The 14,059-nt window shown below is 74.8% G+C and carries 13 protein-coding genes; 3 read left to right on the forward strand and 10 right to left on the reverse strand.

Annotation, left to right across the window (positions count from 1 at the left end; translation table 11 throughout):
- Positions 1–47 precede the first annotated feature (47 nt).
- Positions 48–3,422: a S8 family serine peptidase gene (locus tag OG617_RS09170; protein WP_405100421.1), complete on the reverse strand. Its 3,375-nt coding sequence runs from the start codon at positions 3,420–3,422 to the stop codon at positions 48–50.
- Positions 3,423–3,564: 142 nt separating this feature from the next.
- Between OG617_RS09170 and OG617_RS09175 the strand changes: the two genes are divergently transcribed.
- Positions 3,565–4,122 (forward strand): sugar O-acetyltransferase, encoded by a 558-nt coding sequence (locus tag OG617_RS09175; protein WP_405100423.1) that lies wholly within the window; start codon positions 3,565–3,567, stop codon positions 4,120–4,122.
- 67 nt (positions 4,123–4,189) lie between these two features.
- Here OG617_RS09175 and OG617_RS09180 read toward each other — a convergent pair whose 3' ends face one another.
- From OG617_RS09180 to fdxA, 6 genes are all read right to left on the reverse strand, one after another.
- Positions 4,190–4,834: a nucleoside/nucleotide kinase family protein gene (locus OG617_RS09180; protein ID WP_405100425.1), complete on the reverse strand. Its 645-nt coding sequence runs from the start codon at positions 4,832–4,834 to the stop codon at positions 4,190–4,192.
- A complete protein-coding gene (locus OG617_RS09185) occupies positions 4,834–5,478 on the reverse strand; it encodes an SIMPL domain-containing protein (protein WP_396676935.1) in 645 nt (214 codons plus the stop codon). Before OG617_RS09185 ends, OG617_RS09180 begins: the two co-directional genes overlap by 1 nt.
- Positions 5,479–5,596: 118 nt before the next feature.
- Positions 5,597–6,616: a prephenate dehydrogenase gene (locus tag OG617_RS09190; RefSeq protein ID WP_405100428.1), complete on the reverse strand. Its 1,020-nt coding sequence runs from the start codon at positions 6,614–6,616 to the stop codon at positions 5,597–5,599.
- Entirely contained in the window at positions 6,616–7,227 is a 612-nt protein-coding gene (locus OG617_RS09195) for a hypothetical protein (protein WP_405100430.1), read from the reverse strand. Before OG617_RS09195 ends, OG617_RS09190 begins: the two co-directional genes overlap by 1 nt.
- Positions 7,228–7,350: 123 nt before the next feature.
- Positions 7,351–8,466, reverse strand: a complete 1,116-nt coding sequence (gene dapC, locus OG617_RS09200; RefSeq protein ID WP_405103592.1) for a succinyldiaminopimelate transaminase — start codon at positions 8,464–8,466, stop codon at positions 7,351–7,353.
- On the reverse strand, positions 8,463–8,789 hold the full coding sequence (gene fdxA / locus OG617_RS09205) for a ferredoxin (RefSeq protein WP_396676937.1): 327 nt from the start codon (positions 8,787–8,789) through the stop codon (positions 8,463–8,465). The genes dapC and fdxA overlap by 4 nt, the downstream gene beginning before the upstream one ends.
- Before the next feature lie 79 nt (positions 8,790–8,868).
- Here fdxA and OG617_RS09210 point away from each other — a divergent pair, with 79 nt between their 5' ends.
- Positions 8,869–9,816 (forward strand): GNAT family N-acetyltransferase, encoded by a 948-nt coding sequence (locus OG617_RS09210; protein WP_405100432.1) that lies wholly within the window; start codon positions 8,869–8,871, stop codon positions 9,814–9,816.
- Between the two features lie 66 nt (positions 9,817–9,882).
- On the opposite strand, the gene OG617_RS09215 is transcribed toward OG617_RS09210, so the two are convergent.
- From OG617_RS09215 to mshB, 3 genes are all read right to left on the reverse strand, one after another.
- Positions 9,883–10,347: a hypothetical protein gene (locus OG617_RS09215; protein WP_405100434.1), complete on the reverse strand. Its 465-nt coding sequence runs from the start codon at positions 10,345–10,347 to the stop codon at positions 9,883–9,885.
- A gap of 81 nt (positions 10,348–10,428) precedes the next feature.
- Positions 10,429–10,869, reverse strand: a complete 441-nt coding sequence (locus tag OG617_RS09220) for a hypothetical protein (protein WP_405100436.1) — start codon at positions 10,867–10,869, stop codon at positions 10,429–10,431.
- A 17-nt stretch (positions 10,870–10,886) separates the two neighbouring features.
- Positions 10,887–11,816, reverse strand: coding sequence for an N-acetyl-1-D-myo-inositol-2-amino-2-deoxy-alpha-D-glucopyranoside deacetylase (gene mshB / locus OG617_RS09225; RefSeq protein WP_405100438.1), 930 nt, complete (start codon positions 11,814–11,816; stop codon positions 10,887–10,889).
- Positions 11,817–11,903: 87 nt separating this feature from the next.
- On the opposite strand from mshB, the gene OG617_RS09230 reads away from it, so the two are divergent.
- Complete coding sequence (locus OG617_RS09230) at positions 11,904–14,048, forward strand: prolyl oligopeptidase family serine peptidase (protein WP_405100440.1); 2,145 nt, start codon at positions 11,904–11,906, stop codon at positions 14,046–14,048.
- The last annotated feature ends 11 nt before the right edge of the window (positions 14,049–14,059 follow it).

Raw genomic sequence — 14,059 nt, forward strand, 5'->3', positions numbered from 1 at the left:
CACGGGTCCGGGCCCGGCGGGACGTGCCGCCGGGCCCGGACGCCGGTTCAGCGCAGCCGGTACGCCTGGATGATCCGCGTCGTCACCGTGTTGCCGCCGGTGTCCTTCGCGGTGGCCCGCAGCGAGACGTGGCCGGCGCCGGCCGGGTGCGTCACCGTGGCCGCCCAGCCGGAGCCCTGGCGGCGCAACTCCGCCTTGCGCCAGGTCTTCCCGCCGTCGTAGGAGGCGTCGACGGTCAGCGACGCCACCTTCGCCGCCGGGGCGCCGTCCTGCCGCTCGACCCGCACCGGAAGGGTGAAGGACCGCCCGGCGGGGGCGCTGTTGTCGGCACGCAGCGCCGGGGTGAAGCGCACCGCCATCGCCGGCAGCGCCGCGAAGTCGTCACCCGGGACATGCTTCGAGCGGAACGTCCACGCGCTGGTGACCTCCGTGCTCAGGTCGGTGAAGCCGCGCTTCGCCGAGGTCTCCAGCCGGTAGTTCGCCGCGCCCGCCGGCACCTCGAACTCCCCGTACCCCGGGTATTCGCTCTCCCCGACCAGCTTGCCCTCGCGGTACAGCCTGGTCCACTGAGGGTCGTTGAGCGACCCGCCGGGGTGTCCGGCCGCGTCGCTGTGCACGGGCAGGTCGACCACGACGGTGTCGCCCGTGCGGGTGATCCCCTCGTGCTCCCAGCGTCGCGTCGGGAAGGACGGCGCGAACGGGGCGACGCCCCAGGTCTCGTGGTACGTCCGGCCGCCCCGGTACGCGGTGGGCCGCGTGAGCAGCACCGCCTGGGTGTCCAGCCAGCCCTCGGGGCTGCGGGTGCCGAAGCCCAGCTCGCTCTCCCACCGCACGTGGTTGGTGCTGTAGTGCTCGACCCGGCGGCCGGGCGTCGCGGTGCGCAGGACCAGGGCGGATCCGCCCGTGTTGTACTCCAGCTCGCCCATGACCATCCGCTCGGCCTCCAGCCCCGGGTAGGCGTCCCGGAAGGTGTGCACGACGGTGGCCAGGTCCCGGCTGCGGTAGTGCTTGACGAAGCCGGTCGGCATCCGGCCGGGGAACGCCTCCAGCAGCGCGTACAGGTAGGGGCTGCTGGCCGCCTCCCCGTCGGCCCACTGGCTGCCGATCGTGGCGACGAACCGCTCGGGAGTACTGGCCGGGCCGATCTGCCCGCTGGTCAGGCCCTCGAAGCCGTTGCTCCACAGGCCGAACGAGTAGATACTCTCGTCTTCTGCGAAGAAGACCGCGCTGACGTCCACCAGCCGCGGGGTCGCGCCGCGCTGCGGCACCGTGTTCAGCACCGGTTTGGCGGCGCGGGCGTCGAGGGTGAGCCGGAGCGCCCGGTCGACGACCAGCTCGGGCCGGGCGAGCATGGTGGCCCCGGTGGGCTCGCCGTTCGCGTCGGTGGCGTACAGGTAGCTGGCCAGCCCGTACCGCCCCTTCGGGACGCGCACGGTCGCCGTGCCGTCGGCGTCGTAGACGTCCGTGGGGAACTCGAAGGTTCCCAGGTCGACCAGGTAGGTGCCGTACTCGGTGGCGGGCCTGCCGTCCCGGCCGACGTGGCTGATGGTGACCTCGTAGCTCTCCACCTCGCGGTGCACGGCGATCGGGGTGACCGCCACGGTCGCGCCGGATCGGGCGACGACCCGGCCGGTGTAGTAGCCGTCCGCGCCCTGCACCCGGGTGTCGGCGGTGACGGTGGCCTGCGCCTGGCCGCCGGCCGGCACGGTGACCCGGGACGCGCCGAGCTGGAACAGGCCGGCCGGGGCGGGGTCGCCACCGGGCCCGGTGGCCTCGACCGTCAGGTCGAGGGTGACCGGGGCGGTCCCGGAGTTGTGCCAGGTCACCGTCCGGGCGATCGTGGGGTCGTCGCCGTGCGGCCACTCGGCGCGGCCGAAGGACACGCTCGCCGGGTCGCTGGTGACCTGCTGGCCGATCGACCGGGCCACATCGACCCGGCCCGCGCCCTGCTGGTACGCGGTCTGCCCGGGATGCGGCTTGGCCGAGGCCATCAGGGTCGCCTTGAGCGCGCCGGCCCGCCAGTCGGGGTGCCGCTGGGCGAGCAGCGCCACCGAGCCGGCGACGTGCGGGGTGGCCATCGAGGTGCCGGAGAGGGTCATGTACTTCTCGCCGACCGGCTCGCCGAGGTCGCTGCCGGCGGCCCGAGCCGCGACGATCTCCACGCCGGGGGCGGTGATGTCCGGTTTGAGGCCGTCGTCGCCGACCCTGGGCCCCCGGCTGGAGAAGTTGGCCAGTTCGTCGTCCCGGTCGACCGCGCCGACCGCCAGGGCGGCGTCCGCGCTGGCCGGGGAGCCGACCGAGCCGTCGGAGCCGTCGTTGCCGGCGGCGATGACGAAGAGGGTGCCGGTCTGCGCGGTGAGGGTCTGCACCGCCTGCTCCAGCGGATCCACCTCGGGGGTGTCCATTCCGCCGAGGCTCAGGTTGACCACGGTGGCGTGCTTCTCCGCCGCCGCCCACTGCATGCCGGCGAGGATCGCCGAGTCGGTGCAGCCGAAGCTCTCGCAGACCTTGCCGGAGAGCAGCGTGGCGTCCGGGGCCACCCCCCGGTACTTCCCGCCGGAGGCGGCGCCGCTGCCCGCGATGATCGAGGCGACGTGGGTGCCGTGGCCGACCGTGTCGCCCGGCTCGGGTGCCTCGCTGAAGTTGCGCGACTCGGCGATCCGGCCGGCGAAGTCGGGGTGGTCGGGGTCGACGCCGGTGTCCAGCACCGCGACGGTGACGCCCCTGCCGGTGAGCCCGGCCGCGTGGGCGGCGGGCGCGCCGATCTGGGGCACGCTGTGGTCCAGGGTCACCTTGCGCCGGCCGTCCAGCCAGAGCCGGTCGACACCCTCCGCCGTGTCGACCCGGGCGGACGCCCGGCCGGAGGTCATCGCGCCCCACACCGCGCCGGCGCGGGCCTTCTCGGCCGTCACCGCCGCGCCGCCGATCGCGGGCAGGTCGCGGGTCACCCGGGTGCCGGCGATGCCGGCGACGGCCCGGCGGGCCTCACCCGAGCGGTACGAGACCAGCAGCGGCAGGCTGTCCCGGCGGGCGTCGTCGTAGCCGGCCTCGACCAGCCCGGTGACGTCGAAGAGCCGCCGGTCCACCTTTCCCGACCGGAGCAGTGGCAGCGCGTCCTGGGGCAGCACGGTGACGTGGCCCCGGTCCCGCTGGACCAGGAAGCGCAGGTCGTCGCGGCCGGCTCCGGGCCGGACGGACACCGCGCCGGAGGCCGCGACGGTGACCCGGTCGCCGGTGACCAGCGTGACCGTGGTGGCCAGGCGTCCGGCGGTCCGGCCGGCCGGCTCGGTCCCGGCGGGGGCGGGGGTGGCGGAGGCGGGGGACGTGGCCGGGGCGGCCCCGGCCGGGGTGGTCAGCGGCGCGGCGAGCACCAGACCCAGGGCCAGCGCCAGGCCGGCCGGTTTTCTTCCTGTTCGATGCAACGGATTCCTCCTTGTGAGGCGTCATCACTGACAGGGGTCGCACAGGTACAGAAGAGAATTGCATACTCGGTATGCGGAAGAGAAGACAGGAAAGTGACAAACTTGACACTAAGTGGAGGCCCGGCCGGGGGATGATCGGCCGATGACCTCCATGAAGGACCGCATGCTCGCCGGCGAGTTGTACCGCGCCGAGGACCCGGAGATCCTGGCCGACCTGGACCGGGCCGCCCGCCTCAACGAGGCGTTCAACCGCAGCTCGGCGGCCGACCCCGAGGGCCGGCTGGCCGCGCTGCGCGAGCTGCTCGGCTCGGTCGGCGAGGGCACCTGGGTCCGCCCGCCGTTCCACTGCGACTACGGCTGGAACAGCCACCTCGGGCCGCGCGGGTTCGTCAACTTCAACGCGGTCTTCCTCGACGTCGCCCGGATCACCGTCGGCGCGGACGTCCAGATGGGACCGAACGTGCAACTCCTGACGGCCACCCACCCGGTCGACCCGGAGCCCCGCCGGGAGAAGTGGGAGGCTGCGCAGCCGATCACGATCGGGGACAACGTCTGGCTCGGTGGTGGGGTGATCGTGCTGGCCGGGGTGAGCATCGGCGACAACACCGTGGTCGGTGCGGGCGCCGTGGTGACCCGAGATCTGCCGGCGAACGTCGTCGCGGTGGGCAACCCCGCCCGGGTCGTACGCGAGATCGCCTGACCCGTCGACCGGGCCACGGCTCGCGGTGCGGCACGCCCCCCTCAGGCACCGCCGCCGGCCCCGTCGTTCAGGCGGGCGGGTCGGCCAGCCGGACCACCAGGTCGGCACGGCCGGCGGTGTCGGCCACCAGGGCCGCGTTGGCCTCGTCGCTGCCCAGCGCCCAGGCCCGCGCCTGCTCCGGCGACCTCCCGTACGACTCGTGCCGGACGGTCAGCCGGCGGTGCCGCAGCTCGGCGTCCAGGTCGAGGAACCACACCTCGTGCAGCAGGGACCGCACCTCGTCCCACGGGTCCTCGGGCAGCAGCAGGTAGTTGCCCTCGGTCACCACCAGCCGCACCTCGGGCGGCACCTCGACCGCCCCGGCGACCGGCTCCTCCAGGTCCCGGCGAAACTGCGGGGCCCAGACCGAGATCGGCTCCAGCCGGTGCAACCGGCGCAGCAGCGCGACGTACCCACCGACGTCGAAGGTGTCCATCGCGCCCTTGCGTGCGTCCCGGCCGAGCCGGCGCAGCTCCGCCTGGGCCAGGTGGAACCCGTCCATCGGCACCAGCCGGGCAGCCTGGCCCACCTCGGCGACGACCCGCTCGGCCAGGGTGGACTTGCCCGCCCCCGGCGCTCCGGCGATGCCGAGGAGCTGACGGGGCCCGGCCCCGGCCAGATCCCGGGCGCGGGCCACCAGCTCTCCGAGGGAAAGGACCCGGGCGGCCGGCATCAGTCGAGGACCGGCTCGGTGATCGTGAACCGGGCCTCCACCGCCGCGTGCACGCTCTGCGGCTGCGGGTCCAGTTCCAGCTCCGGCGGGGCGTCCGCCGGCCCGCCGGACTTGAACGCGGCGCGGGTCATCATCGGCTGCGGGGCCAGCCCGTTGTCGGCCAGCTCCAGCAGCGCGGTCACCCGGGAGCCCAGCGCCTCGGCGTACTCCCGGGCGCGGGCCAGCGCGTCGGCGATTGCGGCGTGCCGCGCCTCCCGGTACGCCGGGCTGTCCGGCCGCAGCGACCACCACGGGCCGGCGACCTCGACCTGGTCCTGATCGGCCAGGCGGAGCATCAGCTCGCCCAGTGCGGTGAAGTCGGTGACGGTGACGGTCGTGGCGACGCTGCCGTGCCAGGCCACCACCCGCTCGCCGGAGCGCTTCGTCTCCGGCCAGACCCGCAGGTCGCCGGTCTCCCGGCGGTCCACGGCCGGCTCGGCGGCGTCGAGCAGCACCCGCACGGCGGCGGCCCGCTCGGCCAGCCGGGCCAGGACGGCCTCCCGCTCCCGGTCCCGCGCCGTCGCGGTCACCGTGAACCGGGCCAGCTCGGGAGCGACTTCCCGGTACACCTCGCCGCGTACCGCCACGATTGGTCCGTCCACCATGCCCTCACCCTAGAGGAAGTCGGCTGGAGCGACGCACTCGTAATGCGTAGGTCGACAGTTCGACAGCGGGTCGCCGCATCGACGCCCGGCGGCACAGGAGGGCCGGGTCGGTGCGGGATCAGGCGGCGGCGGTCGGCAGGTGGCCGGTGTAGGTGACCCGCCCGTCCGCCACCACGCAGGTGGTCAGGTACCCGCCCGCCGATCCGAGCGACAGCAGGTACGCCAGCTCGTCGTCGACGCCCCCGGCGAGCGCGAAGCCCTGCGGGGCGGCGCGCAGCTCCCGGTCGAGCAGAGCCAGCCGCAGCCCGCGGGCCCGCCGGTAGTGCCCCACCAGGGCGGTCGTGTCCTCCGCGCGCAGTGCGGCGGCGAGCTGGTCGAGAAACCCGGTCACCCGGCCCAGCTGCGCGAGGACCTGGTCGCGGTTGCTCAGCAGCATGTCCGCCGTCCGGGTGGCCGGGGTCCCGGCGACCCGGGTGACGTCCCGGAAGCTGCCGGCGGCCAGCCCCAGCGCGGCGTCCCGCAGGTCGCTGCCAGCCACCGCCCCGGCCAGACTGCCGGCCAGCAGGTGCGGGATGTGCGAGGCCAGCGCCGCCGCAGCGTCGTGGGCGTCCGGCGCCATCGGCACGATCCGCGCCCCGAGGACGTCGATGATCAGGGCGGCGAGGCCACGGAACCGCTCGATGCCCTCCGCCGTGGGGCAGAGCACCCAGGCCGCGCCGTCGAAGAGGTCGGGGACGGCGGCGGTCAGCCCGGCGCGCTCGGTCCCGGCCATCGGGTGGCCCGGGACGAACCGGTCGGTCAGCCCGTGCGCCGCCGCGAACCCGGCGATCCTGCCCTTGGTGCTGCCGACGTCGGTGACCACGCAGTCGGGGCCGGTGAGCTTGCTGACGGTGAGCAGCGTCTCCGGCAGGCTGGACAGCGGGCCGCAGAGGAACACCACATCCCGGCCCCGGACGGCGTCAGCCAGCTCCTCGGGGAACGGGACACTCCGCGCGCGCCCCTGCACCCGGGTGTCCACGTCCGGGTCCCAGCCCGTGACGTCGATCCCGCGCCCGTGCAGGCGGAGCAGGACCGAGCCGCCGATGAGGCCCGTGCCCACCACCGCGACCCGGGGGATGTCACCCGGCCTGTCCACCATCACGCACCTCGGCGTTTCGGTCGGTACATGTCGAGTTCGCCCCGACTCGGTTCCGCACCGAGGATATCGCTCTTCCACCAACCCTTCATCGCCTGCCCGCCGAGCGGGGCGAGGGTGAGCATGCCGCTGCGGGCGGCGTAGTCCTCGTGCGCGTCGGGGATCTTGTAGATCAGCTCGACCTGCCCCCTGTCGTAGGTCACCCCGACGGAGGTGACCGTGGCCAGGCAGCGGGAGACGAAGCCGGGCTCACGGCGTACCGCCGCCTGGAGGTCCTCCTCGGTGCGGTAGAGCTGGACGGTGTAGGTCAGCTCGCCGCCGCGCAGGCCGATCCGGGCCAGGCCCCACGTGCCGGAGGACGACCGGTAGACCCACTCACCGAGCACCGGGTACGCCCAGGCCAGCAGGAACAGCCGCTGCACGACGCCGCCGATCAGGGCGAGGCTGAACGCCGACACCAGCACCGCCGCCAGCCGCGTCCCCGCGTCCTTGAGGTCCAGGGCCTGGAGCACGACGACGTTGAGCACGCTGAAGACCATCGCCGTGACGGCCAGCGACGCCTGCCGCACCCCGTCGATGTTGCGGTCCCGCAGCAGCACGTGGAGATACCGCACGGTGTGCCCACCTTCATGCGCCGGGAGGAGCCGAACCACTGTCCGAGGATCGGGCGCAGATTACCGCGCGGCCCGTCCCCTGTGGACCCCTGCCCTCTGGCACGCGGCGCCGCGGCTGGGCGGTCAGGGCTGGGCGAGCCGCTCGGCGACCGCCGCGATGTGCTCGTCGGACTCGGTCAGCGCCGCCCGGATGTGCTGCGCGCCGCTCGGGCCGTAGAAGACGCCGGCCGCGACCAGGATGCCCCGGCGGGCCAGCCAGTCCACCGTCGCCCAGCAGTCCTCACCCCGGGTCATCCACAGGTAGAGCCCGGCCTCGGAGTGCTCGACCGTGAACCCGGCACCGGTGAACGCGGCCAGCAGCCGCTCCCGCCGGGCCCGGTAGCGCTCCCGCTGGGCGTCGGCGTGTTCCTGGTCACCGAGCGCGGCGATCATCGCCGCCTGCACCGGGGCGGGCACGATCATGCCAGCATGCTTGCGCACCCTGAGCAGCTCGGCGACCAGGGCGGGGTCGCCGGCGACGAGGCCCGCCCGGTACCCGGCCAGGTTGGAGCGCTTGGACAGCGAGTGCACCGCCAGCAGCCCGTCGTACGACCCGCCGCAGACCTCGGGCGCGAGCACCGACACCGGCTCGGCGGCGGCCGACCAGCCCAGCGGCAGGTAGCACTCGTCGCTGGCCACCACGGCGCCCCGCTCGCGGGCCCAGTCGACCACCTTGCGCAGGTGGTTGGCGGGCAGCACCCGGCCGGTCGGGTTGCCCGGCGAGTTCACCCAGACCAGCCGGACCCGGGGGTCGGGGCCGAGCGCGGTCAGCGAGTCGGTGCGCACGGTGATGGCGCCGGCGAGCCGCGCCCCGTCCTCGTACGTCGGGTAGCAGACCGACGGCACCACGACCACGTCACCGGGGCCGATGCCGAGCAGGGTGGGCAGCCACGCCACCAGCTCCTTGGAGCCGATGGTGGGCAGCACCCCGAGGCCGTCGACGCCCGCACCGCAGACCCGGGCCACCCAGGCCGCCATGGCGGCCCGCAGGGCGGGCGTGCCGGCGGTCAGCGGGTAGCCGGGTGCGTCGGACGCGTCGGCCAAAGCCTGCCGGATCACCGGGGGCACCGGGTCGACCGGCGTGCCCATCGAGAGGTTGATCAGGCCGCCCGGGTGCGCCGCGGCCACTGCGGCCGCGGCGCCCAGGGCGTCCCACGTGTACTCGGGCAGCCGCGACGAGACCGGCGCGGACCGGGTCAGTGGTCTTCTCCGCGCGGTGGCTGGCCCGCGACGAAGGTCGCGTCCTTCTCCACCTTGCCGATCTTCGAGGCGCCGCCGGGCGAGCCCAGGTCCTCGAAGAACTCGTAGTTCGCCCCGGTGTAGTCCTTCCACTGCTCCGGGACGTCGTCCTCGTAGAAAATCGCCTCGACCGGGCACACCGGCTCACAGGCACCGCAGTCGACGCACTCGTCGGGGTGGATGTAGAGCATCCGGTTGCCCTCGTAGATGCAGTCGACCGGGCATTCCTCGATACATGCCTTGTCGAGCACATCCACGCAGGGCTCGGCGATGATGTAGGTCACCGGTCTTCTCCTCCGCAAGACACGCCGCGATCACCCGCGACGGTTAGAGCCTAGTATCTCGCCGGGGAGGGGGTCGATCGTGCTCCGACAGCAGGATGTGGGACATCGGATTGTTGTTCGCCGGATTGTGGGGATTCGCGAAGGCCGGCCGCTCTTCTCAGACGCCCTCGGCGAGCTGGTCGAGCTGACCGAGACCCATCTCACCCTGACCACCGCGCAGGGCCGGCTCCAGGTTCCGGTGGGCGAGGTGCACCGGGCCAAGCGGGTGCCGCCGGCCCGCCGGCCGACGGCCGCCGCGGTGGTGGCGCTGGAGCTGGCCGCCGACGCGGCGTGGCCGGCCCCGACCCGGGACCGGCTCGGCGACTGGCTGCTGCGCAGCGCCGAGGGCTGGACCGGCCGGGCGAACTCGGCCCTGCCGGTCGGCGACCCGGACCGGCCGCTGCCGGCCGCGCTGAACGCCGTCGAGCGCTGGTACGCCGACCTCGGGCAGCCCGCCATGGTCAACACGCCGCTGCCGCTCGCCGCGCCGGTCGGCGCCGAACTGGACGCGCGGGGCTGGGGCGCCCGGCCGCCGGTGCTGGTGCAGACCGTGCCGCTGGCCACACTGCGGGCGGACCGCCCCGGAGTGCCGCCGGTCGAGCTGACCGCCGCGCCGTCCGACGACTGGCTCGCCGTCGCCGCCGGGCGCAAGGGCGGCCTTCCGGACGCCGCCCGGCACGTGCTCACCGCCGTGGACCAGGTCCGCTTCGCCCAGGTGTACGCCGACGACGAACTGCTCGCCGTCGGCCGCGGCACGGTCACCGGCGCGCGACGGCTGCTCGGCCTGACCCTGATCGAGGTGCTCCCGCACGCCCACCGGCAGGGCCTGGCCACCCGGATCATCCGCACCCTGGCCGACTGGGGCGCGGCCCTGGGCGCCACCGACGCCTTCCTCCAGGTGGAGCAGAGCAACGCCCCGGCGGTGGCCCTCTACCGCTCGCTGGGCTTCACCACCCACCACACCTACCTCACCCGCGTCGCCCCCTGACCGGACCGGCACCGGGCCCGAGCGGGCCGGCGGAGGTAGGCTTGAGGGGCCGCCGGAGGCGGGCGATCAGCGGCGGACCGGGCGGTGCGGCTTCGCCGCCTTGATCTCGGCGTACCGCTTGAGCATCCGGGAGCGGTGGTCGCGGCCCAGCGCGGTGAGGGTCAGGAAGCCGACGAGCACGCCGGCGGCTGCGGCCGACAGGTAGAGCCCGGCCTGGGCCAGCAGGGTGCCCACGTCGCCGCCGAACGGGTTCTGCCCGACCAGCAGCGGCCCGACCAGGACGGTCAGCAGCACCGCGATCCCCACGGCGGCGGCCACGTCGCCGGCCCAGCGGGCCACCGGACGGTCCTGCCCCCAGCGGAACGCCAGCACCGCGAGGATCGCCCCGATCACCAGGAACATCGCCAGCGAGACCCGGTCGGCCGCCGCGTCGTCGCCGTCGAGACCGAGCTTGATGACCACCCGGGCGATCACGTTGACCACGAACAGCGCCGCCGCGAGCACCCACGCCGACCGCCACCGATCCTTCATCGCACGCCTCCCGCCGCACCGCCCGCCGCGACGGCGGGCCTCCTGGCAGGAATGTCTACCACCGGAAGCTGAGCGCCGTCATCACCCGACACGGCGGATCGGCGGCGGGGCCAGGACCTGCCGGAACCCCATCACCGCGAAGGTCATCGCCCCCACCACGATCATCGCGAGCCCGACCCAGTTGTCCCCGGCGAGGAGCAGGTCCCCCTCGCTGGTCCGGATGGCCGCCGCGCCCATCAGCACGAACCACGGCGTCGCCGGCAGGACCACCGCCCACCGGCGGCCGACCGCCGCGTACGCGAACCAGCCCAGCGCGATGTTGGCGGCGACGGCCACCAGCACGGACACCCCGATCAGCTGCCCGCCGACCCGGGCGGTCGACAGGAGCAGCTCCAGCAGGCCGGTCGCCACCGCGCCGATCACGGCCACCAGGCCGCCGACGACCCGCAGGGCGACGTCGAGCAGCCGCCACGCCCGGCCCGGCGGGGTCGGGGCGGGGGCCTGCGGCGGGACGACCGACATCGGCGCGGCGGGCAGGGTCACCGGACGCCGGCCGCCGAGACCGGGGCCCGGCCGGACCCGTCGTCGTCGAGGCCGATCCCGGCGAAGAGGTCGTCCTCCCAGCCGTACGGGCCGGAGCCCGGCCCCTTCTCCCCCACCGCCAGGGTGAAGTACTCCACCCCCATGAACTCCGCGCCGAAGTTGCCGGCGATCGAGTAGAGCCAGGAGGTGGCCGGGATCTGGGTGCCGTGCGCCCGCATCGCCGCCTCCTTGGCGGCGTGGTGCTCGGTGGCGTCGATCCGGGCGGCGATCTCCGGGTCGGGGGTGCCGAAGGGCAGGTCCTCGATGCTCTCGATGCCGCCGAAGGGGTTGTCCGACGACTCGGTGAAGTGGCTCAGGCCGGCCTCCAGCACGCTGCGCGGCATGGCCGTCCAGTAGACCTTGGCCGGGGCGATCCCCTCCACGGCGGCCAGCTCCACCGCCCGCATCGCCACCCGGTGCGCCTGGATGTGGTCGGGGTGGCCGTAGAAGCCGTTCGGGTCGTACGTGATCAGCACCTGCGGGCGTACCTCCCGCATGATCTCCACCAGGTGCCCGGCGGCGGTGTCGAGGTCGGCCTGCCAGAACGCCCGGGGGTGCTCGTTGGTGGCCAGGCCCATCATCCCGGAGTCGCGGTAACGGCCCGCGCCGCCGAGGAAGCGATGGTCGGCGACGCCGAGCGCGGCGCAGGCGGCGGCCAGCTCGCCGATCCGGAAGCCGCCGAGCTGGTCGGCCTCGGCGGCGGCGAGCTGGGCCAGCTCCGGCACGTGGATCTCACCCTCCTCGCCGAGGGTGCAGGTCACCAGCGTGACGTGAGCGCCGGTGGCGGCGTAGTGGGCCATCGTCGAGCCGGTGCCGATGGACTCGTCGTCGGGGTGCGCGTGGACCAGCAGGAGGCGGTGGTCGGGCAGCGTCGTCACGACGGTCACTCTAACCGGCGGTGGATTCCCCGCCGTTCCCGACGCGTCCACGCAGGTCGGCCACATCATCGCCGGCCCCGCTCTACGATCCGACGTGTGGACTTTCCGGAGCTGGCCGCCCGTACCCGCCGGTTCTGTCACGGGGCACCGCGCGCCGTCTCCGTGGCCGACGACGGCGCCCGGGTGATCTTCCTGCGCTCGGCCGGTCCGGAGGATCCCGCCGACGCGCTCTGGCTGCTCGACCCGGCCAGCGGCGAGGAGCGGCTGGTCGCCGACCCGGCGACGCTGCTCGGCGCCGACACCGACCCGGCGGCCCTCTCCCCCGGGGAGCGGGCGCTGCGCGAGCGGCTGCGGCTCAGCGCCGCCGGCATCGGCTCGTACGCCCTGGACGGGGCGGGCCGGGTGGCGGTGTTCGCGCTGGCCGGCCGGCTGTTCCGGGCCGACCTGGTGCACGGGGACGTGGTCGAGGTGGTCACCGTCGGCCCGGTCATCGACCCGCGCCCGGACCCGACCGGCGAACGGCTGGCGTACGTCACCGACGCCGCCGACGGGGTACGCCGGGGCGAGCTGCGGGTGGTGTCGGCCGACGGCACCGACACCCTGCTGGCCGGCGAGGACGCCGGGGTCACCTGGGGGCTGGCCGAGCACGTGGCGGCCGAGGAGTTCCGCCGGTTCCGGGGCTACTGGTGGGCGCCGGACGGGCGTGGCGTGCTGGCCGCCCGGGTCGACGAGTCCCGGCTGCCCCGCTGGCACCTGCACGACCCGGCGGACCCGGCGAGCCCGCCGACCACCGTCGCGTACCCGCAGGCCGGCGGGCCGAACGCCGAGGTCAGCCTGCACCTGCTCGACCTCGACGGCGGCTGGGTCGACGTGCACTGGGACCGGGAGACCTACCCGTACCTGACGTCGGTCGACTGGGCCGACGGCAACCCGCTGATCACCGTGCTACGCCGCTCCCAGCAGCACGGCCTGGTGCTCGCGGTGGACCCGCGCACCGGGGAGACCCAGGTGCACGCGGAGCTGGCCGATCCCCGCTGGGTGGAGCCGATCCCCGGCACCCCGGTGCACCTGCCGGACGGCCGGGTGCTGGTCGGCGGCGAGCTGGCCCACGACGGGTACGACGCCCGCTGCCTGTTCGCCGACGGCACCCTGCTCACCCCGCCCTCGCTGTACGTGCGCCGGGTGGTGGGCCGGCTCCCCGCCGGCAACGGCCCGGCCGACCTGCTGGTCGAGGCGAGTGAGGGCGAGCCGAGCCAGCGGCACCTGTACCGGGTCCGGACGCTGATCGGCGGCGGGGTGGACGCCCGCCGGATGAGCGGCACCCCCGGCTGGCACACCGCCGCGGTGGGCGGGGACACGCTGGTGGTCGGCACCGCGTCGCTGGACCGGCCGGGGACCACCTGGTCGGTGTGGCGCGGCGACCGGGAGGTGGCGCAGCTCCGCTCGCTGGCCGCCACCCCGCCGTACGCGCCCCGGCCGACGATGGTGCGGGTGACCGACCGGCGGCTGCCGAGCGCGGTGCTCTACCCGACCGACCACGTCAAGGGCACCCGGCTGCCGGTGCTGCTGGACGTCTACGGCGGCCCGGGACACCAGGAGGTGGTGGCGGCCCGGTCGGCCTGGCTGGAGCGGCAGTGGTGGGCCGACTCCGGCTTCGCGGTGGTGACGGTCGACAACCGGGGCACCCCCGGGGTGGCCCCGTCGTTCGAGAAGGCGGTGCACCGGCGGGTCGCCGACGTGGTGCTGACCGACCAGATCGACGCGCTGACCGCGCTCGCCGGCAAGCACCCCGACCTGGACCTGGGGCGGGTCGGCGTGCGGGGCTGGTCGTTCGGCGGCTGGCTGGCCGGGCTGGCGGTGCTGCGCCACCCGGAGCTGTTCCGGTGCGGGATCGTCGGCGCCCCGGTCACCGACTGGGCGCTGTACGACACCGCGTACAGCGAGCGCTACCTGGGGATGCCGGAGGACGGAATGGACGTCTACGCGCACCACTCGCTGCTGGAGCTGGCCGCCGAGCGGCCGGTGTCCGGCGAGCCCGCCCGGCCGCTGCTGCTGGTGCACGGCCTGGTCGACGACAACGTGGTGGCGGCGCACACGCTGCGGCTGTCGGCGGCGCTGCTCGGCGCGGGCCGGCCGCACTCGGTGCTGCCGCTGCCCGGGGCCACCCACATGGCCGCGGGCGGCCTGTCGGAGCGTCTGCTCCGCCTGGAACTCGACTTCCTCCGCACCCACCTGGGGTGACGCGAAGGGCT

It is taken from the genome of Micromonospora sp. NBC_01412 (genome assembly GCF_045040215.1).
Taxonomy (GTDB): Bacteria; Actinomycetota; Actinomycetes; order Mycobacteriales; family Micromonosporaceae; genus Micromonospora; species Micromonospora rubida.